Genomic DNA, 22,775 nt, shown 5'->3' on the forward strand with positions numbered 1-22,775 from the left:
GTCTCTGCCCTACAGTAATAGCCATGATGCATATCGCGGATCTGCCGGACACTATTGCTGTCTTCCCATTGCCTCGGGCGATTTTATTGCCCCGGGCGCGCCTGCCGCTGCATATTTTTGAACCCCGCTACCTGCAGATGTTTGAGGATGCGCTGAAAACTCCGGAACGTCTGATTGGCATGATCCAACCCTGTGCTCGACCAGGGGATGCCGAGGCGCTGCACGCCATAGGCTGCGCCGGCCGGGTGACACAGTTTTCCGAGACTGAGGACGGTCGCTATATGGTCACCCTGTCCGGCCTGTCCCGGTTTCGCGTTCTGGGAGAGGTCACCGGCTTTAGCCCCTATCGCCGCTGTGACGTGAGCTGGAGCGGTTTTGATCGTGATCTTGGCAGTTCTGGTGAGCTGGACCCGGAGTTTGATCGCACTGGTTTCCTGTCCCTGTTGGAGCGGTTCTTTGTGGCGCAGGGCCTGTCTACGGATTGGGGCTCGTTGAGCGAGGCTGAAGATGAGCTGCTTATCAACTCTCTGTCGATGTTGTTGGAGTTTGAGCCCGAGGACAAACAGGCCTTGCTAGAGTCGCCCTGTCTTGCCACAAGGCGGAAAACGCTGGTGACATTGATCGAGTTTGCCCTTCGGGGCGGCGCACATGAGGATATCTTGCAATGAGTGATACAAAACCGGTGACCTTTGATCGCCGCATGCTGGAGGCCCTGGTCTGTCCAAAAACCCAAGGCACGCTTGAGTATGACGCCGAGGCACAGGAGCTGCGGTCCAAGGCCGCAAACCTGGCCTTTCCTATCCGTAACGGTATTCCGGTCATGTTGGTGGATGAAGCCCGCGTAATTGACTAGGCCGATGGGGTAAGGCGGACATCTAGGCTTTGGATTGTGGCCAAAACTCCTGATAGTTTGACTTGACAAGGGAGGGGCTCCCGCCCCCGCAGCTGCCCCGTTGGGGCAACTTGGCGGCGTTGGGCCCGGCGCTGAGCTGACGCACAGCGGGCGCGCTATTTGATATGTGGTGGATTTGGCAGTGCCTGGAAAATGGCGCTATGTGGCAAGAGGGCTGGCCGCGTGGGTCGGTATTCGCGACAGCTGCGAAACCAGCGGTGCCGCGCCTTGCCGGTGGGCAAGGCGCTTGGCCCAACTGGATCGCAACACCAGAGGTGTTGACGGAATGGGCGGGAGCGCCCCCTTGCGGATGGCGAGAGGTCAAATGGCTTCGCCTTTGAGCAGACGCGGCAAATCGCCGGTCAGCCCGGCGGCCTCGCGCATGAAACCACGCCTGAGGCCCGGCAGGCTGTTCACCAGTCCCATCCCTAGATCACGGCCAAACCGCAGCAGCGGGTTGTCGTTGGAAAACAATTTGTTGACCATGTCTGTGCTGGCCACAAGCGTGGCCGTATCAAAGCGGCGCCACTGTTGATAACGCTCCAGAACCAGCGAAGAACCTGCGTCTTCACCGCGGCGTTTGGCCTCGGTCAGCACCTCAGCCAGGGCGCCAACATCGCGCAACCCGGCGTTCAGCCCCTGTCCGGCGATGGGGTGCATGCCATGGGCCGCATCCCCAATCAGCGCCATCCGGGTACCAATGAAACTATTGGCGATGGTCAGGTTCAGCGGATAGGTAAAGCGCTTGCCTGCCAGAGAGATCTCACCAAGAAAGTCACCAAAGCGCGGTTTCAGGGCAGTGATGTAATCGGCATCCTCCAGACCGTGGATTGCCTGAGCCATCTCGGTCTTTTCGCTCCAGACAATCGAGGAACGATTGCCGGGCAGCGGCAGGATCGCCAGCGGGCCGGGCTCCATGAAGAACTGGTGGGCAATGCCGTGGTGTGGTTTTTCGTGATCAATGGCGCAGACCAGCGCGGTCTGGCCATAGTCCCAGCCGCTGCGCGTGATCCCGGCGCGGGCTGCGGTGCCGCTCTTGCGCCCGTCTGCGCCGACCAGAATACCGCCCCGCAGAGTCTCGCCACTCTCTAGCGTCAGAGTGACGCCGGTCTGATCCGCCTCCTGGGCGACAACGCGGGCCTCATTGATCTGGGTGATGCTTGGTTCATCTTCCATCGCCTGCAGCAAGGCGCGACGCAGATAGCGATCCTCCAGCATATAGCCCATCGGGCCTTCTTCGATTTCGCGGTGGTCAAAATGCAGGAAAAACGGCGATGCCCCTTCCCCGGCATGACCATCGCTGGCCTTGATTTCCAGCATGGGCTGCGCCTGCTCTGCCACCAAGGGCCAGATGCCGATCTGATGCAGCAACCGCTGCGAGGCCAAGGCCAAGGCATAGCCGCGCCCATCAAAATCCTCTTCCTTAAATCCGCCCCTTGGCAGGGCGTCGATCACAGTGACGCTATGACCCGTCTGAGCCAGTGCCAAAGCCAGAGCAGGGCCATTCAGACCACCACCTACGATCAGAATATCGGATGTGTTTTTCATACCTCGCAATATGCGCTGATTGGTGGAATTGTCCATGCCACCGGAGGGCAATTCGGCAGATCTAAGCCGCTGGCCCGCGCTGACTTTGGTCTTCGGGATTGTACGAGGTTCAGCAGGAGGCTACCGTCCTGGAAAATCCATGGGAGAGATGGCAATGCAGGACTGGTTGAAGATGAGTGCCGCAGATTTGGGGCGGGGAATTGCGGCACGGGAGATTGACCCGGTTGCTTTGACCGAATGCTATCTGGCGGCTATCGACGCACATCCGCACCGGGATCGTATCTACAGCGAAGTCACCCACGAACGCGCCTTGGCGGAAGCCACTGCGGCCGCGGAACGCGCCCGAATGGGGCTGCGGCGCTCGCCCCTCGATGGGGTGCCGATCAGCTGGAAAGACCTGTTTGATTCCGCAGGGGCCAAGACCGAGGCGGGGTCTGATTTGTTGAAAGATCGGGTGCCGGATCAGGACGCATTGGTATTGGAGGTAGCAACCTCCATGGGCAGTGTCTGTCTTGGCAAAACCCATATGAGCGAGCTGGCCTTTTCCGGGCTGGGCCTCAACCCGGTGAAGGCAACGCCCCCCTGCGTGAACGATGAAGGGGCGGTGCCGGGCGGCTCATCCTCCGGTGCAGCCGCCTCGGTCGCTTTTGATATGGCGGCGGGCGCTATTGGCTCTGATACAGGGGGATCGGTGCGTATTCCCTCTGCCTGGAACGATCTGGTTGGGCTAAAAACCACTGCCGGGCGGATCAGCCTCGAAGGGGTGGTGCCTCTCTGTCTCAAGTTCGATACTGTCGGCCCGCTGGTACGCTCGGTTGAGGACGCTGGTCTTTTCCTGGGATTGCTGGAGGGGACCGAGGGGCCGGATCTGCGCGGTGCGGGCGACCTCAAGGGGCGGCGTTTTGCCGATCTGCAGACCATGGCGCAGGAGGAACTCGACCCGGTTGTCGCCCAAAGCTACGCTGATGCCCTGCAAAAGCTACAAGAGGCAGGCGCTGAGATCGTGCCGTTGGAGGTGCCTGAGTTGGCTGAGGCCATGGGGTTTAGCGCAATTCTGTTCACCACTGAGGCCTATGGATTGTGGAAAGACGTGATTGAGGCCAGCCCTGAGGTGATGTTTGACAAGATACTGGAACGGTTCCGCTCCGGCGCGGGTTTCTCAGGTCCGGACTATGTCGCAGCCTGGGCCAAGCTGGAGCAAGCCCGCATGGCCTGGGATCAGGCAGTGGCTGGTTTTGATGGTGTCTTGACCCCCAGCTGCCCGATCCTGCCGCCCAATCTGGCGCGGCTGGAACAGGAAGAGGATTACTATGTGCAGGCCAATCTGCTGACACTGCGCAACACCCGTATTGGCAACCTGATGGGCACATGCGGGCTGAGCCTGCCAACGGGCACCCCCAGCTGCGGTTTGCAAATCCTTGGTCAGCCCGATTGCGAAGAGGCTCTGCTGCGGGTTGGCATGGGGGTTGAGGCGGCTTTGGCTGTCTAAAGTCGCGCCGGTGAGACGCAAAGTCTGGCGGGAATGCCACAAATTTGGCCAAGGCCGCATCCTGCGGCTGGACGCATGGGCTCTTGCTCTGTAATTTGATTGCAAACGGGGCGTGAATGATCCCGAACTTGAGGCACAGCTATGAATTTCCCTGAGCGGTTTGCGAACCTGCCAGCCTATGCGTTTCCGCGCCTGCGGGCGCTTTTGGACCATCACACGCCCGGCGGCGATGTGGTGCATATGACCATTGGCGAGCCAAAACACCAATTCCCCCAGTGGGTGACGGATGTCATCGTTGAGAATGCGGCGGGCTTTAACAGCTATCCGCCCAATGATGGTTCTGATGATCTGCGCGGCGCGATGGCAGGTTGGATTTCCAACCGCTACGGTGTCACTATGGATCCGGCAACGCAGATCATGGCGCTGAATGGCACCCGTGAGGGATTGTATAACGCCGCCATGGCGCTCTGCCCTGAAACCAAGAATGGCGCAAAACCAGCGATCCTGATCCCGAACCCCTTCTATCAGGTCTATATGGTGGCCAGCCTGTCTGTTGCGGCAGAGCCCGTGTTCCTGCCGGCAACCGCAGCCTCCGGTCATCTACCCGATTATGAAAACCTGCCCGAAGAGCTGCTGGAACGCACGGCCATTGCCTATATCTGCTCGCCTGCCAATCCGCAGGGGGCCGTAGCCGATCGCGCCTATTGGCAGCGGCTGATCGCCTTGGCCGAGAAGCATGATTTCTGCATCTTTGCCGATGAATGCTACAGCGAGATCTATCGCGACGAGGCCCCCATTGGTGCCCTCACCGTGGCGCAGGAGATGGGGGCGGATCCGGAACGGCTGGTGCTGTTCAATTCGCTCTCCAAACGGTCAAACCTGCCGGGGCTGCGCTCTGGGGTGATTGCCTCTGGCCCGGAAAATATCAAACGGATCAAACAGCTGCGCGCCTATTCCGGCGCGCCCTTGCCGGGGCCTTTGCAGGCCGCCGCGGCAGCGGTCTGGGCGGATGAAACCCATGTGGTGGAAAACCGGGCGCTTTATGTTGAGAAATACAAAATCGCGGATGAAGTTTTCGCTGGGCTCGACGGCTATGTATCACCCGAGGCGGGCTTTTTCCTCTGGCTTCCGGTGCCAGATGGCGAGGAAGCGGCGCTGAAGCTGTGGAGGCAGACCGGTGTGCGGGTTTTGCCTGGTGCCTATCTGGCGCAGGGCAGCGGCGAGGGGAACCCTGGTGCTGGCTATATCCGGGTGGCACTGGTGGCCGCGCCCGAGGTGACGCGAGAAGCGCTGACCAAACTGCGACGCTGTCTTTACGACGCTTGAATGACTGCGATGGCCCCGGGGCTCTTGGGGACATGGCCAATACTTAAGAACGACCGGTAATTAGATCCTGTGATACAATCAGGACAGATCGGCAACAATGAACCGAGGTAGGCATGGCATTTCAAACCCGCAGCAGGGACCCCCTGCTTGACAGTTCGATGCAGGCGGCGATCGAAAAGCGTGGCAAGGAACTGATTGGGATTTTCCTGATTGGCCTCGGCGTTTTTGTGGCTGCGATGGTTGGCTCCTATACGCCGGATGACCCCAATTGGATGGTCTCTACCGATGCGCCGGTGCAGAATTGGCTTGGCCGCCCTGGGGCCTCGATCGCGGCACCCTTGTTCATGATTGTGGGCTGGGCGGCCTGGAGCCTTGCGCTGACGCCATTGGCCTGGGGCCTGCGGTTCCTACTGCACAGTGGTGAAGACCGCGTGCTTGGTCGGATGATTTTTGCGCCTGTTCTATTGGCTGTGGCCTCTATCTATGCGGCGACCCTGGTACCGGGTGTCGAATGGAAAGCGACCCATAGCTTCGGCTTGGGTGGATTGTTCGGTGATACCGTCATGGGAGCTTTGCTGACGCTCTTGCCAGTCAGTTCGCATTTTGCCGTCAAATTGATGTCGTTGTTGATGGCCTTTGGCATGCTGGCGCTTGGGGCTTTTGTGGCTGGGTTCAGCCGTGGTGAAATGTCCCGTGCTGGGCGCTATCTGACCCTGGGCTTTGTGATCATCTATGGCGGCATTGCCAGTCTGCTGGGGCGGGGTGCCACCAGCGGCTTTAAAGCCGCTATGGCGCTGCGTGAACAGCGTCGCGCGGCCAAATTACAGGCCGAAGAGGACGCCTGGATTGCAGAAGACGATGGCGCGCAGATGTTTGAAAGCTATCCGCAGAGCGGCACTGGTGCAGAGGCCGCTGAAGATGACTTTGTTGAGGACAGGCCTGAAAAGGTTGGGCTGTTTGCTCGCGTGCCAGGCTTGATGCGTCGCTCTGACCCCGAAGAGATCCCAGATCAAATGCCGGAACCAGAGCTGGTGGAAACGGCGCAATCTGGTGAATCCTTGCTGTCAGGCGATGCGCGGATATCAGAAAAGATTGCCAGCGCTGTGCGCATTCGTCGTGCAGCGAGCCAAGCGCCGGACCATGACCCGGATCTCCCCCTGACCAAGGGACGTGGCAAGCGGGCGGAACCTTTGTTGTTTAATCCAAACGCAGCCCAAGCCAATTTGCCACCTGAGCCACCGCTGACTGCAACACAGAGCATTCCTGCCGCGCCTGCAGTGGCTGCATTTGCGCCTTCTGCTCCAGAGTTACATCAGGTTCCGGACCTTGAGGCCGCTTCGATGGAAGCAGAGCCCGCCCAGCAGAGATCTGCCCCTGAACCCACAGCTATGGATGTGTCCTCAGAGCTTGCGCCAGATCGGGTTGCCTCAGAAGATCTGCCTGCAGGTCGCGTGATCAACCGCGAATTTGGTGCAGCGCCAAAGACGGTTTCTGCTCAAAAAGCTGCGGATCCGGTTGAATATGAACTGCCCGTCGCCACGCCGCGTAAGGCCGTTGTGGAGCAACCCCAGCGTAAGCCAGTGCAGCCCTCGACGCGGGCCAAGGCCGAAGCCCAGCCTGCGCTGGCCTTTGAGGATAATGCCGCCGATTTTGAACTGCCGCCGCTCTCGCTGCTTGGCCACCCCAATGGGGTCGAACGCCACCACCTGAGTGACGAAGCTTTGGAAGAAAATGCGCGCATGCTGGAAGTGGTGCTGGATGACTATGGCGTGAAGGGCGAGATCGTCTCGGTGCGTCCTGGGCCTGTTGTCACCATGTATGAACTGGAACCAGCTCCTGGTCTCAAGGCCAGCCGTGTGATTGGCCTGTCTGATGATATTGCGCGCTCGATGTCGGCCTTGTCAGCGCGGGTCTCCACCGTGCCGGGTCGGACGGTCATTGGCATTGAACTGCCTAATGAAAAGCGCGAGATGGTGAACTTCCGTGAAATCCTGTCGTCGCGCGACTATGGAGATGGCATTCAGAGCCTGCCTTTGGCGCTGGGCAAGGATATCGGTGGGTCCTCCATGGTGGCCGATCTGGCTAAGATGCCGCATTTGCTGATTGCTGGGACCACGGGCTCGGGTAAATCGGTTGCGATCAATACCATGATCCTGTCGCTGCTTTACAAACTGTCACCAGAGGAATGCCGCTTGATCATGATCGACCCCAAGATGTTGGAGCTTTCCGTCTATGACGGTATCCCGCATCTGTTGTCGCCTGTTGTGACCGACCCCAAAAAGGCAGTCGTGGCGCTGAAATGGGTCGTCGGCGAAATGGAAGATCGCTACCGCAAGATGTCCAAGATGGGTGTGCGCAACATCGCCGGCTACAATGGTCGGGTGAAGGAAGCCCTGGCCAAGGGCGAGATGTTCAGCCGCACGGTGCAGACCGGATTTGATGATGACACTGGCGAGCCAGTGTTCGAGACGGATGAATTCGCCCCCGAGGCGCTGCCCTATATCGTGGTGATCGTCGATGAGATGGCTGATCTGATGATGGTAGCGGGCAAGGAGATCGAGGCCTGTATTCAGCGTCTTGCGCAGATGGCGCGGGCCTCTGGTATTCACCTGATCATGGCCACACAGCGGCCCTCGGTGGATGTGATCACCGGTACCATCAAGGCCAACTTCCCTACCCGGATTTCGTTCCAGGTGACGTCGAAAATCGACAGCCGGACTATTCTTGGCGAAATGGGGGCAGAACAGCTCCTGGGGATGGGCGATATGCTCTATATGGCGGGCGGCGCCAAGATCACCCGCTGCCATGGGCCATTTGTGTCGGATGAAGAGGTTGAAGAGGTGGTGAACCACCTGAAGCAGTTTGGTCCGCCTGCCTATATGAACGGGGTTGTTGATGGTCCGGATGATGACAAGGCCGACAATATCGACGCGGTTCTGGGCCTGAACACCGGTGGCAATACCAATGGCGAAGACGCGCTATACGACTCGGCGGTGCAGATCGTGATCAAGGATCGCAAGTGCTCTACCTCCTATATTCAGCGCAAACTGGCCATCGGCTATAACAAGGCCGCGCGACTGGTTGAGCAGATGGAGGACGAAGGTCTCGTCTCACCTGCAAATCACGTGGGCAAACGCGAAATCCTGGTGCCAGAGCAATAAATCGCGCATGACACTGCGAGGCTGGGTCAGAACTGATCCGGCCTCTTTTCATTTGTCCGGCAAGGCTTATCTAGATCTCATGAAACATATTCTGTCTGCTATCGCGCTGAGCTGTTGCGCCCTTGTGTTTTCCTCTGCTGCCTGGGCCGGGGATAAGCTGAGCCTGAAAGAGATCTCGGGCTATCTGAACGGAATGAAGACGGCGACGGCGACCTTCACCCAGATCAATGATGACGGTACGCTGACCACAGGTAAGCTTTACCTGCATCGTCCGGGCCGGATGCGGTTTGAATATGAGGGCACAGGCGGCGGCACCGTGGTGGCCGGGGCCGGGGCCGTGCGCATTCATGACCCCAAATCAAATCAACCGCCCGAAACCTTCCCGCTGCGGCGCACGCCGCTGTCGATCATCCTGGCCAAGCGGGTCAATCTGGATCAGGCGAATATGGTGGTCGGCCACGGATTTGACGGTACCTCGACCGTGGTGCGCGCGCAGGACCCCGAAAACCCGGATTACGGCAGTCTGGAGCTAATGTTCACGGATGAGCCAGTGGAGCTGCGCAAATGGGTGGTGCACGACGGTGGCGGTGGCAAAACCACAGTGATCCTTGGCGCGCTGGAAACCGGCATGCGCCTGCCGTCGACGCTGTTTAGTTCGGGTGGCGGTGGCAGTTCGCCCTAGCGGCAAGGTCTGCTTTGCGGATATTTTGTTGAAAAACTCTTCCTTGATTGCGGCCTGAACTGCTGATTCAATTCCCGTATTGTTGGAGGGATTTGGCGATGTTGGGACCGAGACAAGAAGCGCAGGCGGGGTTGTTCTACGAGTTCTCGCTGGAGGATCACGTTCCACAAGACCACTTTCTGCGATCCATCGACCGGTTCATCGACCTGAGCAGCATCCGTGCCCACCTTGCAGATTTTTACAGTCACACGGGCCGCCGGTCGGTCGACCCCGAGCTGTTGATCCGGATGCTTCTGGTCGGATACTGTTTCGGCATCCGGTCTGAGCAGCTGCTCTGCGATGAGGTGCATCTGAACCTCGCGTATCGCTGGTTCTGCCGCCTCGATCTGAGTGACCGGGTGCCGGATCATTCGACGTTCTCCAAAAACTGCCTCGGCCGTTTCCGCGAAAGTGAGCTGCTGCGCCATCGGTTTGAGACGACCGTTGCGTGCTGCATCGCGGAAGGTCTGGTCAGTGGCCAGCGCATGGCCATCGGCGCCAGCCTGATCGAAGCGGATGCCAACAAGCAGAACTTCACGCCGAAAGAAGACTGGGATGCGGCAAGCATCGACCCAGCGGATGCATCCCGCGCAGTTCGCGAGTATCTCGACACGCTGGACGAGGCCGCGTTCGGTGCCGGCAGCGAGGTGCAGCCCAAGTTCACCTCGCATTGCGACCCGGCCAGTCAGTGGACAGCCGCCCGCAAAGTCCCTGCATTCTTCAGTTATTCCGACAACTACCTGATCGCGGACACGGCCTATGGCACCGGGCCGATGCTGGGTTGGCTGGTTGAACGCAAGATTGCCCCGCACATTCCCGTCTTCGACAAATCTGGCCGCAGCGATGGCACCTGGACCCGGGCGGATTTCGAATGGGACGCAGAGAACGACCAATACATCTGCCCCGAGGGCCAAGAGCTGAAGCAGTTCCGGCGGAACTATTCGGACCCGAACCGGGGGCCGACCGGACAGGGCAGAACCAAATACCGTGCCCTGCAACTGACTTGCCAGGCATGCCCGTCCAAGGCAAAATGCTGCCCGAACGCAGATGTCAGATCGATCACCCGCGAAGAACACGAAGACGCTCGCCAGGTCGCCCGATACATCGCAAAGACCAAGCAATACGACATATCCATGAAGCTCCGGAAGAAGGTCGAGATGCTCTTCGCGCACCTCAAGCGCATCCTCGGCCTCTGAAGGCTCCGACTACGTGGCCCATGCGGTGCAAATGACGAATTCCTCCTCGCCGCAACCGCCCAAAACCTCCGCAAACTGGCCAAGATCTTTCCTGCGCTGCAGCAAACGCGCAAGGCCTGACAGGAAAGGCGTTCGCGCGTCGCCAAAGCGTTCTCTTTCTGCGATCGCGAACGGGTGTTTTCCCACAGAATTCGGATTTTTCAGCCGTTCGCTGCAGGCGCACGATCCTTGGCTTCTCCAATGCAGAAACTGGGAGGGTGGGCGGATTGCAGACTTTCTCTGCGGAATGCGCCAATGTCCGATAAGGGTGGATAAGTTGACAGGATTCCCATGATCATCTTTAAGTTCCAAACATGATCGAGTAAAGAAAGCTGAAATTAGTGAATGAGGCACCGATGAACAGTGAATATTCCGCACAAGGATGTGTCCTTTCCCGCTCGCTTCTAACCATCCAAGACATTGCGCCGATTGGCTCTGCTATTCTGAGTGTGATCAAAGAGCATTTGCCAGAGGCGACCTCCATCCAAGATCCTAAATGGGTTCAGTTTGCCAGCGAGAACCCTGAAATTGTGAGTGCAGTATATGACAAGCTGCAAGGCCATCCTGCGCTGTTAGCGCTTGGCCAAACCCCAAACATCACCAACGTTATAAAGTCTTTGATTGACGCGCCTGTGATCTATCATAAAATCCCACTTCGCATAGATGTTCCATTTGAAAACAAAGAGTTAGCTTTCTGGCATCAAGATGATTTCTATGTGCAAGGAAACCAAAGTGAAGTCACAGTATGGATTCCACTACAGGATACTTTTGCCCACACTGGAGCGTTGTCAGTCATGAAGGGTAGCCACGTGAACGGCGCTATTCCGCATTCTTACAAGGTCGGAAAAAAGTCTCTACCTGTGGGGGTGTTCGATGCCCCCATAAACATCGTCGAAATGAACAAGAGCGATGTTCTGTTCTTTAGCTCATACCTCATTCATTCTTCTAATCTGAACATTTCTGAGCAAATACGCTATTCGATCCAACTGCGCTATTCTGCGGCTTCCGCGGGTGTACAATCGAGTCTAATGAAGGGTTTCACCCATGTCTAATTCTGATGTCAAACACAGTCGCGAACCGCTTAACCAATCCAAAGGCGATCTCGATCAGTTTTCCGCTATGGAAACTTTGTTCCAATCCGAAACGGACAGTCTGGTGAACCGTTTGGATGCCTTCCCCAAATACGCTTCGCGCCAATCAATCGCCAAATTTCTGACAAAGTATGAGATTTTTCAGAAAATTCTGCATGTGAACGGATCAATTGTTGAAGGGGGCGTTTTGCACGGTGGCGGAACTTTGGGTTGGGCAAAACTGTCGTCCATTCTTGAACCCACAAATCATACTCGCAAAATTATCGGCTTTGACACGTTTGATGGATTTCCATCGGTGGACGAGAAAGATCTCGTTGGAAATGATGGAACATTAACAAAAGTTGGTGAACTCAAGGGATCCGCGCGCGGCAGTGTTGACGAAGCCGTCCGAGTTTATGACCTGAATCGCCCATTAAGTCACATACCCAAGGTAGAATTGGTACAAGGTGACATCGCCCAAACAGCACCGGTCTATCTAGAGGAAAATCCACATTTGGTGGTCAGTCTTTTGTACCTTGATGTGGATTTGTATGAGCCGACCAAGGTTCTTTTGGAAACTTTTTTACCGCGTATGCCCAAAGGGGCCATTGTCGTTTTTGACGAACTGAATGCAAAAATGTTCCCAGGTGAGACCGTTGCTGTGGACGAAGTCTTGGGGTTACGAGACATCAACATCCAGAGGTTTCCGTTTGATTCATATGTTTCTTATGCGGTCTTGGAATGATGACGCGAACGAATTGCACTGCAGTAGGTGTCTTGGAAGACCAATAATTATTTTATGCTGCCTAGCATTTTGTCCCCTGAATCAACGGCGTACATCTATGTACCTGCCAGCAAAGAACAGCGGCTTGCTCCGGTTTTCGGTTTAAACTGCAGCCACAGTCACAATGCATACTAAACTCGAAACTGCTCTCGCTGCAGCATGAACGAATGTCAGCTATTGGCGGATCTTTCCGGTCCCTGTAGGCCGCACCTGCAAAATACTGCGGCTGCGCTCTGGGTCTGAAGTGAGCGAATTCTGTTGAAAAACTCTTGTTGATTTGAGGAGCTATGGCTGATTCAATTTACCTGTAAATGCAGGGGATTGACGATGTTAGGACCGAAGCAAGAAGCCCAGGGCGCACTGTTTTACGAGTTCTCGATATCCGATCCTGTGCCACAAGATCTTCTGCTACGGTCAATTGACCGGTTCGTCGATTTGGACGACATCCGTCAGTATCCCGCAGATTTTGCAGCCAATCAGGCCTCCCATCCACTGCCCGGCAATGCGTTGTAAATGCATGACTGGGGATCGATCCTGAACTGCTGATCCGAATGTTGCTGGTGGACTATTGTTTGGGCATTCGGTCGGAACGCCGCCTTTGTGAGGAAGTGCATCTGAACCTCGCATATCGTTGGTTCTGTCGTCTCGATCTTTCTGACCCCATACCCAATCATTCGACATTTTCCAAAAATCGGCACCGGCGCTTTCGGGAGGGCAAACTGCTGCGCCACCTGTTTGAGAAGGCCGTCGCACGTTGCATTGCAGATGGTTTGGTGACCGGACAACGCCTTGCGGAAGATGCCAGCTTGATCGAGGCCGACGCGACCAATCAGAACTCCACGCCAAAGGAAGATTGGGATCGCAGTACCATTGATCCAAACGATGCGCCGCGTGCTGTGAGGGAGGATTTAGATGTCTTGGAGGACGCGGCTTTTGGTGCTGCGTCCACCGTGGAACCCAAATTTACGTCCCATTCCGATCCATCCAGCCAGTGGACAGCGGCTCGTAAAGGACCAGCGTTCTTTGGCTATACCACCAATTACCTGATTGATACTGATCACAGCGTGATCGTCGATGTGGAAGGCACAAGATCCATCCGACAAGCAGAAGTTGGGTCCGTGCGCGCCATGTTGGATCGGATCAAGGAACAGCATAATATTGACCCAGAACGGCTTATTGCAGACAGCGCTTATGGATCAGGGCCAATGCTGGGATGGCTCGTTGACCGCGAGGAACACGAGGATGCTCGACAGGTCGCCCGCGACATTGCAAAGACCAAGCAATATGCCATGTCAATGCGTCTGCGAAAGAAGGTCGAAATGTTGTTTGCGCACCTCAAACGTATCCGTGGTCTCGGACGGCTGAGATTACGTGGTCCATGCGGCGCAAATGACGAATTCCTCCTCGCCGCAACCGCCCAGAACCCCCGCAAATTGGCCAAGATCTTTTCTGCACCGCAACAAATGCGCAAAGCCTGATAAGAAAGGTGCTCGCACTCTGTTTGAACCGCTACTTTCTGTGGTCGCAACACGTTGTTTTTCCACAGAATCGACGGAGAGCTGCCGTTAGCTGCGCTGCGGAGAACGACAGCTGTGTTGAGGTTTTCTGATCAGCGGGCGCGGCGGCAGGTGGCGAGCTGGGCCTGATACATCTGCGCGCGAGCTTCGACCTTGCTGGCGACGCGCAAGAGCCAGGTTTTGGCTTTGTAGGTGCCGCGGGCATAGCCGGTGTGGCCATCGTGATAGGCCAGATACTGGTTGCGCGCGTCATACAATTGGATGCCATTCTTCTCGAGGCTTTTGTTCATATACCAGCCCATGAAATCGGTGGCGTCCTCGATCCGGTCGCGTTTGGCGCGGCGGCGTCCGGTGTCGCGTTTGTAGTCCTCCCAGGTGCCATCCAGGGCCTGACCATAGCCATAGGCGCTGGATTGCCGCCCCATAGGAATCACCCCCAGCAGGTATTTATGCGGGGTGCGGGCATTGCCGCGGAATTTGCTTTCCTGATGGATGGTGGCCATCTGCACATGGATGGGCACGCCCCAACGGCGCTCAGTCGCGCGAAAGGCGTTCAGGTATTTGGGCCGCTCCTTGATGATACTACACGCATTGTCCAGATTGCGGGGCGGGGTATTGGGACCACCACCACCGCAGGATGCGACGACCAGAAGAAGGGCGAGTGCGACGATGATTCTGCTCATTGCCTCTGCCTCATTTGATTTATTTTTTTGCCATCCTAGCGAATTTTGACAAAAGAGAAAATCACAAATCGAGCAAAAGCGAGAGCACCAGGGGCAGGGCAGCAATCGCCATCAGGGTGGAGACCACCACAAGCCCGGCAACAGCCTCTGCTTCGGCGCCAAATTTTTCGGCCAGCAGATAGGAGGTGACGGCAACCGGGGTAGCCAGTTGCAGAACTAACACGCCAAAGGCGATCTCATCCAGGCCAAAGGCAAGCCCCAGCCCCCAGCCAATGGCAACGCTGGCGCAGAGTTTGGCCAGGGAGAGCAAAATCGCCAGACCGGTTTTCCCCGGAGTGAGCCGGGCGATGGCCACGCCCAGGGTGATCAACATCATTGGAATGGCCATCTGGCCAATGAGGTCCAGCGCATTTGTCAGAAACTTGGGCGTCTGCCAGTCCTGCCACAGGAACAGCGCGCCCAGTAGCGTGGTCCAGACCATCGGTTCCCGCAGAGCCTTGGCGCCGCCGCCTTTGCCTGCCACCAAAGACAGGCCCAGGGTGAAGGACAGTATGGCTGAGACCGCCAGCATGGCCACCGCATAGCCCAGTCCCGCCTCGCCAAAAGCAAAGAGCGCCAGAGGGATGCCGAGATTGCCGGTATTGCCAAAAATGAAAGGCGCCAGATAGGTTTGCCGGTTCAGGCGCCCGGTCTTGATCAGCAGGGTTCCCACCAGTGCAAGCAGCAAATGCCCCAGAATGGCGGCGATGACAAAAACCCCGAGGGCAGATTTATCCAGCTCGGTTTTCATCAGCGCGGTGAAGATCAGGGCGGGCACCGCGAGGGTCATGGCCAGGCGGGTGACAAACTGAATTCGGTATTCAAATCCGAGTTTCACCCAGGTAAAGCCAACCCCTGCAAGCAGGAAAACAGGGGCCGTTATTTCGAGCACTGTCAAAGCCAGGTTCACAGACTGTTTCCTCTAAATTTTGCTTCAAGAGTTGGACATCTGCCAGCGTTTTGCGCTAGTAACAAGTCACGGAGACAGTCTGCCAATGCTAAGAACACGCGCCAAATATAATCTGGGACAGGTTGTCCGGCACCGGAAACACCCGTTTCGCGGCGTGGTTTTTGATGTGGATCCAGAGTTCGAGAACACGGAAGAGTGGTATGAATCCATTCCCGAGGACAGTCGCCCGGTGAAAGATCAGCCGTTCTATCACCTGCTGGCAGAGAATGATCAGACCTACTATGTGGCCTATGTCTCGGAACAGAATCTGGTTGCGGATTATTCCGGTGAACCGATCAGCCACCCGGACCTGCCGGAGATGTTTGATCAGTTTGATGGCGCCGCCTATGCGCTGCAGTATCAGCTCAACTGAGCCGCAGCACCGCTTTATCACCCCTTTTTGAAATCACCTGAAATTGCTGCTCCCTTGGCAGATCTTGCCAGGGTGGGGCTCCCGCCCCCTGTTTCAGAACTGGCTGCGCCAGCCTGACAGGCGTTGGGCCGGGCGCCGTTCCTTCGGCCCGGCGCGGTTGTGCCCTGCAGTGAGATTGGGGCTGAACTGAAGGGGTCAATAGCCGAGGGCGCACCCGTCTTTGCGTGGATCGCTGGCCCCTTCGAGCACCCCATTTGAATGGATCTTGATGGCCTGAGCGCCGCCAATCGCCGTGGCCGGGATCTGGACCCTGTGCCCAAGGTCGCTCAGCTCCTGGCGGACCTGATCACTGTAGCCGCGTTCGACGTTGAGAATGCCGCCATCCGAAAAACTGCGCGGGCTATCGATGGAGGCCTGGGGCTCCATGTCAAAATCCTGCAGGTTGGACACAAATCGGGCATGTCCATTGGGCTGATAGGCACCACCCATCACCCCAAAGGGCATCATGACACGCCCCTCCTGGCGCAGCATCCCAGGAATGATGGTATGCATCGGGCGTTTGCCAGCTGCGAGCTCGTTCGGGTGCCCCTGTTGCAGAGTAAAGCCGGCGCCGCGGTTTTGCAGCAGAATGCCGAATTTGTCAGAGGCGAGGCCGGAGCCAAAGCCGTGAAAGATCGAGTAGATCAGCGAGACGGCCATCTGATCCTTGTCCACCACGGTGATATAGATGGTGTCTTTGTGAATGGCTTCGGTGAGCGGTGCGGCGGCAGCCATGGCGCGTTTGGGATCGATCAGCGCTGCAAGACGGCTGGCTGTTTCTGGTGCCAGCATATGGTCGAGGTGCTGCATATGTGCGGGATCAGCCAGGAATCGGTTGCGCGCATCATAGGCCAGTTTGGCGGCCTCAGCCTCGATATGGGCGCGCTGAGAGCCGAGGGGATCCATTGATGAGAGGTCAAAATGCGATAGGATATTGAGCATCAACAGCGCGGTAGCCCCTTGGCCATTGGGCGGATGCTCAACCAGATCCAGCCCTTTGTAGGGGGCGGAAACTGGGGTGACCCTGTCACAGGTAGCAGCAGCAAAATCGTCGATCCGGTGCGTGCCACCTGCGGCTTGCAGGGTGGCAACCATGTCCTCGGCGATCTCCCCGGTGTAAAAGGCATCGCGGCCCTCCCGGGCAATACGGCGCAGCACTTCGGCCTGGCCGGGGGCCCGAAAGATCTGGCCAACAGAGGGGGGCTTGCCGTCAAAGAGGTAGGCGTCACGCGCCGAGCCCTGCAGGGTATCCGCGTCCTTGGTCCAGTCAAAGGCCACACGTGGGGCAACCGGAACGCCATTTTCGGCATAGTGAATGGCCGGGGCCAGCAGAGCGTCCAGACCCAGTTTCCCTTCGGTTTCCGACAGGTGGCAGAAGGTCTCAATCGCGGTGGGAATGGTGACCGCATCAGCGCTGCCCAGTGGAATGTTGGTGAGTTGTTGGTCGCGCAACGCCTGGGCTGACGCGCCTGCTGGTGCCCGCCCTGATCCATTCACGGCCTGGATCTCATCGCTGCCGCCGCGTGAAAAGAGTACAAAACAATCGCCGCCAATCCCGGTCATCTGCGGCTCGCAGATGCCCAGCAAGACAGCGCCGGCAATGGCCGCATCCATGGCATTACCGCCACGTTTCAGCATATCAATGGCGGCACCAGCTGCCAGCGGATGAGAGGTGGCACAAAGACCGTTCTGAGCAAAGACGGCAGAGCGTCCGGGGGATTGAAAGTCGCGCATAGACCACTCCTGTTGGGTTGCCCGGCAGGGTAGTGCAGCTGGTTGAAATGACAATAGAGTTTTCGCCACTGTTTGAGGGGCTCGATGGGCAGAGGCCAAGCACAGCGGAGATGGTCTAAGGGGGAATGTCCCTGGCGTCGCACGATCGGTGGGGGCTTGGATGTCCGACGCCAGGAGAAGCTATGTCAGCTACGCGTTAACTACTGCCTGAGCCCTGCGGCGAGAGTGGGTCGAGAATGCGGCGCTTTTGCGGCGCACCTCCGGATTGAGTTACCCGATAGGCTTGGCAGGCATCTCAAAGAACAGCGACAAGAGGTTACGATCAAGCTGTCTTTCGTAGTGCAGACGACTGGTCAGCTCACGGATAAGGTGCCAACCAAAGCCTCCCTCTGGCAGGGTTTCCAAGGGGCCGCTGATATCTGCAGGCAGACCAGCAGGGAGTTCGTCGTCGGGCAACGGGGGGCCGGTGTCGACAATGCGGATTTTTAGAATTTTTGGTGACAGATCACATTGGATACTAATCTCGCCGCCCAGGGTGTCTGCATAGGCGTGCTCAACAATATTGTTCACTGCTTCCGTCAGGGCGATTTGCACATCTCCAGCCCGCTCTGCGGGCAGATCAATTCCGCGCAACCATTCCATCACTGCCGAGATACAGGATCTGGCGGTTTGTTCGGTTGCTCTGAATGAATATGCAAAAGTTTCAGCCATTCACTTCTCACTCCCCGCCTTTACGCGGTGCGTTGGACAGAACTCAGGTCTTGTTTGCGCCAACGGCGTCATTCAGAGAGTCGTAGAGGGTGAAAATTGTATCCATACGCGTCAGGCGGAATACTTTTTCGACCATCGGTGTGGGGCCAGCCAGATCCAGACGGCGATCTCGCCCCAGTTGCTTCATGGCTGCCACTATAGCGCCCAGCCCGCTGGAATCGATGAACTGTACCAATGACAGATCAAGGATAACGCGATCAGGACCGCTTTCGGTCTCAGAACGCATGTCTTCTTTGAATTGTATGGCCATGGCTGCATCGATGCGATCCGCATTTACAGTCACAATCTGTGCACCATCGGCCTCTGTACTTGTCAGGCTCATAATGATCCCCCGGGAGTTTGTCTCAACGTATTTATACCAGTCTAGACCTCAATCCTTAGCATTCGGTATGTTTATTGGCGACGATTGGAGGAAGATCTGATGAAAAATGTTGTGATTGCCGGCGCGGCGCGGACCCCCATGGGTGGATTTCAAGGGGTGTTTGAGGCACTGCCCGCCTCCGAACTGGGCGGTGTTGCCATCAAAGCGGCGCTGGAGGGCGCTGGCGCCAAAACGGTTGATGAGGTGCTGATGGGCTGTGTTTTGCCAGCAGGGCAAGGCCAGGCGCCCGCACGTCAGGCCGGTTTTGCCGCTGGTCTTGGTGAAGACGTCCCGGCAACCACGCTCAACAAGATGTGTGGCTCAGGTATGAAGGCGGCAATGATTGCCTATGATCAAATCGCCCTGGGGCAAACTGACACGGTTGTTGCCGGCGGCATGGAGAGCATGACAAATGCGCCCTATCTGCTGCCCAATCAGCGCAGTGGCGCTCGAATCGGACATGGTCAGGTCATTGACCATATGTTCCTTGATGGCTTGGAAGACGCCTACGACAAAGGTCGCCTGATGGGCACCTTCGCCGAGGATTGCGCCGAACACTATCAGTTCACCCGCGAGGCACAGGATGAATACGCGTTGAAATCCCTCTCCAATGCGCTGGCTGCGGAGGAAAATGGTGCTTTTGACGGCGAAATTGCCAGCGTCACGGTAAAGACGCGCAAAGGCGCAACCACCAATGTCGCGGATGAGCAGCCCGGCAATGCCCGTCCCGAAAAGATACCGACCCTGAAACCAGCTTTCCGCAAAGACGGAACCGTGACGGCGGCCAATGCCTCATCGATCTCGGACGGGGCCGCCGCCTTGGTTCTGGCCTCCGAAGAGGCTGCTGTGGCGCAGGGGCTGACAATGCGTGCCCGTGTTCTTGGTCATGCCAGCCATGCCCAGGCGCCAGGCTGGTTCACCACCGCGCCGGTTCCCGCTGCGAAAAAACTTCTCGATCAAATTGGCTGGAACGTCGAAGAGGTCGATCTTTGGGAAGTGAACGAAGCCTTTGCCGTGGTTCCTATGGCCTTCATGCATGAGATGGGAATCAGCCGCGACAAGGTCAATGTAAACGGCGGCGCCTGTGCGCTGGGCCATCCCATTGGCGCTTCCGGCGCCCGGATCATGGTGACATTGCTCAATGCTCTGGAAAAGCGCGGGCTGAAACGCGGCGTTGCCGCGATCTGCATCGGTGGCGGCGAAGGGACTGCGATTGCCATCGAATTGGTCTGATTTTCATTTGGCCAAAAATATCCTCGGGGGTGAATTGACCCCCAGGGGCAAGAGGGGGCAGAAAGCCCCCTCTACTGGTTTCAAAGGACAGTGACATGGCTGTGGATTACGACGCCCTATCCAAAACAATTGCAGCCCTGACAGAGGGTGAGGATGATGCGGTTGCCCTGATGGCCACCGTGGCTTGCGAGTTACACCATAGTGACGACCGCTTTGATTGGACTGGGTTTTACCGCGTTGTTGATACCGAGTTGCTAAAAATCGGCCCCTATCAGGGGGGGCATGGCTGTCTGCAGATCCCGTTTTCACGTGGTGTTTGCGGTGCTGCGGCGCGCACAGGAGAGGCGCAGTTGGTTGCAGATGTCGAAGCCTTCCCCGGGCATATTGCCTGTGCCTCTTCCACCCGCTCTGAACTGGTGATTCCAGTGCGGAATGCGGGAGGACAGGTTATTGCGGTCTTGGATATCGACAGCGACCAACCTGATGCCTTTACCCTGGAAGACCAGCGTCAACTGACTGCAATTTTGCAGCAGGTGTTTGGTAGGCTCTAGGTATTATATCAAAAAGGGAGGGGCTTTGCCCCTCGGCCTATGGCCTCACCCCAGAATATTTTTGGAAAGATGATAAGCAAAGCGCCTGCTGTGAGGGGGGGCGTGATGTCTTTTGCTGAGCTTTGTGATGAAAAAATGCTTGAAAATTTCACCAAGTTGACGCATCGTGAAAAAGAGGAAGAAAATTTCACGTAAGTTTTGCAAATGGAGATGTCCGGCGTGATCAGCCAAGCCCCACAATCTGCAACTTTGGGTGCAGATATTCGCGCACTGCGCAAGGCGCGTGGGCTGACCCTGACCGATATTGCCGGGATGTTGGATAAATCGGTGGGCTGGCTGAGCCAGGTGGAGAGGGACCTGTCGGAGCCAACTATTTCAGACCTGCGGCAATTGGCCAATTGTCTGGGCGTGCCGATGTCGATGCTCTTTGCCCATTCCGGAGCCCCTGCGCATGAACATGGTTACATCGTGCGGGCTGGATCGCGCCGTCCCATGGGCTCGGGCGAGGAAGGCCTGATTGAAGAGTTGCTCTCGCCGGATCTGACGGATGATTTTGAGATGGTGCATTCCACCTTTCAGCCGCGCTCCAAGATGCAGAAACCAGCGGATCGTCCGACTCAGGAAGTCGGCTATATGATCTCTGGTCGACTTGATCTGTTGATCGATGGCAAGGCCTTTAGCGTTGGGCCGGGTGACAGTTTCCGCATCAAGCATCAGCCCTATCAATGGGCCAATCCCTATGATGAACCTGCCGTCGCGGTCTGGGTCATCGCGCCGCCGGTTTACTAATGCGCAAGGGTGTTTTCATATCTCTCTTTGCTGTCGGCTTCATGCTCTTCTGGTCCTTTGGTATGGTCACTGGCTTAGCCTCTGCAGGGTGCCGCAAGGGGCTAACGCAGCCAGACAGGACGGATAGAGCCTGCCGGGTCAGTAGATTTGGTCTGCTGGGCCTCCGCAAGATTGGGCAGGCACATAAGCCAGGCGATGCTGAATTGTATATTGGCTATGCAGTGGAGCGTTTTCGGAATGGAAACCTCGAACAGGCCAATCGTGATTTCGAAACGGCCTATGAATGGGGACACAAGAGCCGCCATACTAGGAAGCTAAATTCCGGTTACGAAATTCCCGAAGCCCTGTTTTCTGCCATCGTGCGTGTACATCACAATCAGGTGCCAGCAGAGGCACGGGCAGTTTGGTACGGGATCTTAGAGAAAGAAGCGCCTGATCTTGTGTCGGCCTTGAACGCGGAGTTGATGGCAACGCGGTCAGGGGGAGAGGGATGACCTTTGAAGCCTGGACCATATTCGTGTTGTTCTGGGTGGCCTTTGTGACCACACCAGGGCCCAATGCGGTGAATTGCATCAGCAATGGCATGGTGCTGAGCTTTCCCAAGGCAATGCTTGGGGTGCTGGCGATCCTGACACAGGCCACGCTGTTTCTGGTGCTTTCGGCGCTGGGCGTCACCGCACTGATTGCGGCCTCTCCAACCGGGTTCTTTGTGGCCAAGCAGATCGGTGCAGGATTTCTGATCTTTCTAGGGATACGCAACTGGCGCAACGCGGCCAAGCCTGCCCCGGCGGCAGAGCGTCCTGCCCGCCATGTCTATTTGCATGCCTTGGCCGTGGCGGTGATCAATCCCAAAAGCGTGGCGGGCTATCTCGCAGCTTTTTCCCAATTCGTGCAGCCGGAGGTGCCGATCTGGCAGCAGATGGGAGTGATCATGCCCACCGCATTGGTGCTGACCGCGCTGAGCTATACGGGCTTTACCCTTTTGGGGCTGGTGATGGGGCGCGCGGCGTTGAAAGCGGTGTTCAACATCTGGATCCGCCGGGTTCTGGCCCTGTGTTTCATCATCTATGGTGTGCTGCTTGGCGCCAGCAGCACACCGCAAGTGGAGGCAATGCGATGACTGCTCATGTAACCAGAGGCGCCTGCCTGTGCGGCGATATCCGTTTTGAAACGGAGGCTGAACCGCAGGGGGCATCTATGTGTCACTGTGGTCAGTGCCGCAAGCAATCCGGCGGGATCTGGTCGTCGGCCTATGTGCAGGACAGCGCCTTGACCATCACTGGCCCGGTGAGCTGGTACGAGGCCAGTGACACAGCCAAGCGCGGCTTCTGCGCCCGTTGCGGCTCCTACCTGTTCTGGAAGGCCCATGACGAAGACACCACAAGTTTTGCCCTTGGCGCTGTAGAGGCGCCCACGGGGCTGAGCATCGAGAAACATATTTTTGTGCGCGACAAAGGCGATTTCTACGAGATCGCCGATGGCGTTTTGCAAAAAGACTAAGACTAGGGAG

21 protein-coding genes and 2 pseudogenes are annotated in these 22,775 nt (G+C 57.2%); 17 read left to right on the top strand and 6 right to left on the bottom strand.

Features of this window, described 5'->3' with window-relative positions; translation table 11 throughout:
- Positions 1-23 precede the first annotated feature (23 nt).
- Together ED661_RS14425 and ED661_RS14430 are read left to right on the top strand one after the other, a co-directional pair.
- Positions 24-668, top strand: coding sequence for an LON peptidase substrate-binding domain-containing protein (locus tag ED661_RS14425; RefSeq protein ID WP_122074600.1), 645 nt, complete (start codon positions 24-26; stop codon positions 666-668).
- Positions 665-853, top strand: coding sequence for a Trm112 family protein (locus ED661_RS14430; protein WP_122074601.1), 189 nt, complete (start codon positions 665-667; stop codon positions 851-853). The genes ED661_RS14425 and ED661_RS14430 overlap by 4 nt, the downstream gene beginning before the upstream one ends.
- A gap of 360 nt (positions 854-1,213) precedes the next feature.
- Here the strand turns inward: ED661_RS14430 and ED661_RS14435 are convergent, their stop codons facing one another.
- On the bottom strand, positions 1,214-2,440 hold the full coding sequence (locus ED661_RS14435) for an FAD-dependent monooxygenase (protein WP_122074679.1): 1,227 nt from the start codon (positions 2,438-2,440) through the stop codon (positions 1,214-1,216).
- Positions 2,441-2,594: 154 nt separating this feature from the next.
- Between ED661_RS14435 and ED661_RS14440 the strand changes: the two genes are divergently transcribed.
- The 8 genes and pseudogenes from ED661_RS14440 to ED661_RS14475 all read left to right on the top strand — a co-directional run bounded on the left by ED661_RS14440 (position 2,595) and on the right by ED661_RS14475 (position 13,704).
- On the top strand, positions 2,595-3,929 hold the full coding sequence (locus ED661_RS14440) for an amidase (protein WP_122074680.1): 1,335 nt from the start codon (positions 2,595-2,597) through the stop codon (positions 3,927-3,929).
- Positions 3,930-4,070: 141 nt separating this feature from the next.
- Positions 4,071-5,255, top strand: coding sequence for an aminotransferase class I/II-fold pyridoxal phosphate-dependent enzyme (locus tag ED661_RS14445; RefSeq protein ID WP_122074602.1), 1,185 nt, complete (start codon positions 4,071-4,073; stop codon positions 5,253-5,255).
- 113 nt (positions 5,256-5,368) lie between these two features.
- Positions 5,369-8,416: a DNA translocase FtsK gene (locus ED661_RS14450; protein WP_122074603.1), complete on the top strand. Its 3,048-nt coding sequence runs from the start codon at positions 5,369-5,371 to the stop codon at positions 8,414-8,416.
- 79 nt (positions 8,417-8,495) lie between these two features.
- A complete protein-coding gene (locus ED661_RS14455; protein ID WP_122074681.1) occupies positions 8,496-9,098 on the top strand; it encodes an outer membrane lipoprotein carrier protein LolA in 603 nt (200 codons plus the stop codon).
- Between the two features lie 98 nt (positions 9,099-9,196).
- Positions 9,197-10,453, top strand: a pseudogene (locus ED661_RS14460) (transposase).
- A gap of 275 nt (positions 10,454-10,728) precedes the next feature.
- Positions 10,729-11,424, top strand: a complete 696-nt coding sequence (locus ED661_RS14465) for a phytanoyl-CoA dioxygenase family protein (protein WP_122074604.1) — start codon at positions 10,729-10,731, stop codon at positions 11,422-11,424.
- Complete coding sequence (locus tag ED661_RS14470; protein ID WP_122074605.1) at positions 11,417-12,187, top strand: TylF/MycF/NovP-related O-methyltransferase; 771 nt, start codon at positions 11,417-11,419, stop codon at positions 12,185-12,187. Before ED661_RS14465 ends, ED661_RS14470 begins: the two co-directional genes overlap by 8 nt.
- 366 nt (positions 12,188-12,553) lie before the next feature.
- A pseudogene (locus ED661_RS14475) lies at positions 12,554-13,704 on the top strand (transposase).
- Between the two features lie 131 nt (positions 13,705-13,835).
- Here ED661_RS14475 and ED661_RS14480 read toward each other — a convergent pair.
- Entirely contained in the window at positions 13,836-14,426 is a 591-nt protein-coding gene (locus tag ED661_RS14480) for a lytic transglycosylase (RefSeq protein WP_122074606.1), read from the bottom strand.
- 61 nt (positions 14,427-14,487) lie between these two features.
- Positions 14,488-15,375, bottom strand: coding sequence for an AEC family transporter (locus tag ED661_RS14485; RefSeq protein ID WP_122074607.1), 888 nt, complete (start codon positions 15,373-15,375; stop codon positions 14,488-14,490).
- A gap of 85 nt (positions 15,376-15,460) precedes the next feature.
- On the opposite strand from ED661_RS14485, the gene hspQ reads away from it, so the two are divergent.
- The gene (gene hspQ, locus ED661_RS14490) at positions 15,461-15,787 is read left to right on the top strand and encodes a heat shock protein HspQ (protein ID WP_122074608.1); all 327 of its coding nucleotides are present in this window, start codon (positions 15,461-15,463) and stop codon (positions 15,785-15,787) included.
- 195 nt (positions 15,788-15,982) lie between these two features.
- Here hspQ and ED661_RS14495 read toward each other — a convergent pair whose 3' ends face one another.
- From ED661_RS14495 to ED661_RS14505, 3 genes are all read right to left on the bottom strand, one after another.
- The gene (locus tag ED661_RS14495) at positions 15,983-17,560 is read right to left on the bottom strand and encodes a gamma-glutamyltransferase family protein (protein WP_122074609.1); all 1,578 of its coding nucleotides are present in this window, start codon (positions 17,558-17,560) and stop codon (positions 15,983-15,985) included.
- Between the two features lie 270 nt (positions 17,561-17,830).
- Complete coding sequence (locus tag ED661_RS14500; protein ID WP_122074610.1) at positions 17,831-18,271, bottom strand: ATP-binding protein; 441 nt, start codon at positions 18,269-18,271, stop codon at positions 17,831-17,833.
- A 43-nt stretch (positions 18,272-18,314) separates the two neighbouring features.
- Positions 18,315-18,653 carry an STAS domain-containing protein gene (locus ED661_RS14505; protein WP_122074611.1) on the bottom strand — a complete coding sequence of 113 codons (339 nt, stop codon included), beginning with the start codon at positions 18,651-18,653 and terminating at the stop codon, positions 18,315-18,317.
- Between the two features lie 99 nt (positions 18,654-18,752).
- Here ED661_RS14505 and ED661_RS14510 point away from each other — a divergent pair, with 99 nt between their 5' ends.
- The 6 genes from ED661_RS14510 (at position 18,753) to ED661_RS14535 (ending at position 22,765) form a co-directional block, all read left to right on the top strand.
- On the top strand, positions 18,753-19,925 hold the full coding sequence (locus tag ED661_RS14510; protein WP_122074612.1) for an acetyl-CoA C-acyltransferase: 1,173 nt from the start codon (positions 18,753-18,755) through the stop codon (positions 19,923-19,925).
- A gap of 95 nt (positions 19,926-20,020) precedes the next feature.
- Positions 20,021-20,476 carry a GAF domain-containing protein gene (locus ED661_RS14515; RefSeq protein ID WP_122074613.1) on the top strand — a complete coding sequence of 152 codons (456 nt, stop codon included), beginning with the start codon at positions 20,021-20,023 and terminating at the stop codon, positions 20,474-20,476.
- A 219-nt stretch (positions 20,477-20,695) separates the two neighbouring features.
- Complete coding sequence (locus tag ED661_RS14520; RefSeq protein ID WP_216822455.1) at positions 20,696-21,265, top strand: helix-turn-helix domain-containing protein; 570 nt, start codon at positions 20,696-20,698, stop codon at positions 21,263-21,265.
- 203 nt (positions 21,266-21,468) lie between these two features.
- The gene (locus ED661_RS22260; RefSeq protein ID WP_254054845.1) at positions 21,469-21,759 is read left to right on the top strand and encodes a hypothetical protein; all 291 of its coding nucleotides are present in this window, start codon (positions 21,469-21,471) and stop codon (positions 21,757-21,759) included.
- Positions 21,756-22,385, top strand: coding sequence for a LysE family translocator (locus ED661_RS14530; protein WP_122074614.1), 630 nt, complete (start codon positions 21,756-21,758; stop codon positions 22,383-22,385). The genes ED661_RS22260 and ED661_RS14530 overlap by 4 nt, the downstream gene beginning before the upstream one ends.
- Complete coding sequence (locus ED661_RS14535; protein WP_122074615.1) at positions 22,382-22,765, top strand: GFA family protein; 384 nt, start codon at positions 22,382-22,384, stop codon at positions 22,763-22,765. Before ED661_RS14530 ends, ED661_RS14535 begins: the two co-directional genes overlap by 4 nt.
- Positions 22,766-22,775 lie beyond the last annotated feature (10 nt).

The organism is Pseudophaeobacter sp. EL27, assembly GCF_900313025.1.
Lineage (GTDB): Bacteria > Pseudomonadota > Alphaproteobacteria > Rhodobacterales > Rhodobacteraceae > Pseudophaeobacter.

Bases quoted from the DNA above. Each gene is read 5' to 3' on its own strand.
- ED661_RS14500 (WP_122074610.1), bottom strand. From the start codon at position 18,271: ATGGCTGAAACTTTTGCATATTCATTCAGAGCAACCGAACAAACCGCC.
- ED661_RS14465 (WP_122074604.1), top strand. From the start codon at position 10,729: ATGAACAGTGAATATTCCGCACAAGGATGTGTCCTTTCCCGCTCGCTT.
- ED661_RS14515 (WP_122074613.1), top strand. From the start codon at position 20,021: ATGGCTGTGGATTACGACGCCCTATCCAAAACAATTGCAGCCCTGACA.
- ED661_RS14535 (WP_122074615.1), top strand. From the start codon at position 22,382: ATGACTGCTCATGTAACCAGAGGCGCCTGCCTGTGCGGCGATATCCGT.
- ED661_RS14455 (WP_122074681.1), top strand. From the start codon at position 8,496: ATGAAACATATTCTGTCTGCTATCGCGCTGAGCTGTTGCGCCCTTGTG.
- ED661_RS14425 (WP_122074600.1), top strand. From the start codon at position 24: ATGATGCATATCGCGGATCTGCCGGACACTATTGCTGTCTTCCCATTG.
- ED661_RS14445 (WP_122074602.1), top strand. From the start codon at position 4,071: ATGAATTTCCCTGAGCGGTTTGCGAACCTGCCAGCCTATGCGTTTCCG.
- ED661_RS14430 (WP_122074601.1), top strand. From the start codon at position 665: ATGAGTGATACAAAACCGGTGACCTTTGATCGCCGCATGCTGGAGGCC.
- ED661_RS14435 (WP_122074679.1), bottom strand. From the start codon at position 2,440: ATGAAAAACACATCCGATATTCTGATCGTAGGTGGTGGTCTGAATGGC.
- ED661_RS14480 (WP_122074606.1), bottom strand. From the start codon at position 14,426: ATGAGCAGAATCATCGTCGCACTCGCCCTTCTTCTGGTCGTCGCATCC.
- hspQ (WP_122074608.1), top strand. From the start codon at position 15,461: ATGCTAAGAACACGCGCCAAATATAATCTGGGACAGGTTGTCCGGCAC.
- ED661_RS14530 (WP_122074614.1), top strand. From the start codon at position 21,756: ATGACCTTTGAAGCCTGGACCATATTCGTGTTGTTCTGGGTGGCCTTT.
- ED661_RS14450 (WP_122074603.1), top strand. From the start codon at position 5,369: ATGGCATTTCAAACCCGCAGCAGGGACCCCCTGCTTGACAGTTCGATG.
- ED661_RS14510 (WP_122074612.1), top strand. From the start codon at position 18,753: ATGAAAAATGTTGTGATTGCCGGCGCGGCGCGGACCCCCATGGGTGGA.
- ED661_RS14505 (WP_122074611.1), bottom strand. From the start codon at position 18,653: ATGAGCCTGACAAGTACAGAGGCCGATGGTGCACAGATTGTGACTGTA.
- ED661_RS14495 (WP_122074609.1), bottom strand. From the start codon at position 17,560: ATGCGCGACTTTCAATCCCCCGGACGCTCTGCCGTCTTTGCTCAGAAC.
- ED661_RS14470 (WP_122074605.1), top strand. From the start codon at position 11,417: ATGTCTAATTCTGATGTCAAACACAGTCGCGAACCGCTTAACCAATCC.
- ED661_RS14440 (WP_122074680.1), top strand. From the start codon at position 2,595: ATGCAGGACTGGTTGAAGATGAGTGCCGCAGATTTGGGGCGGGGAATT.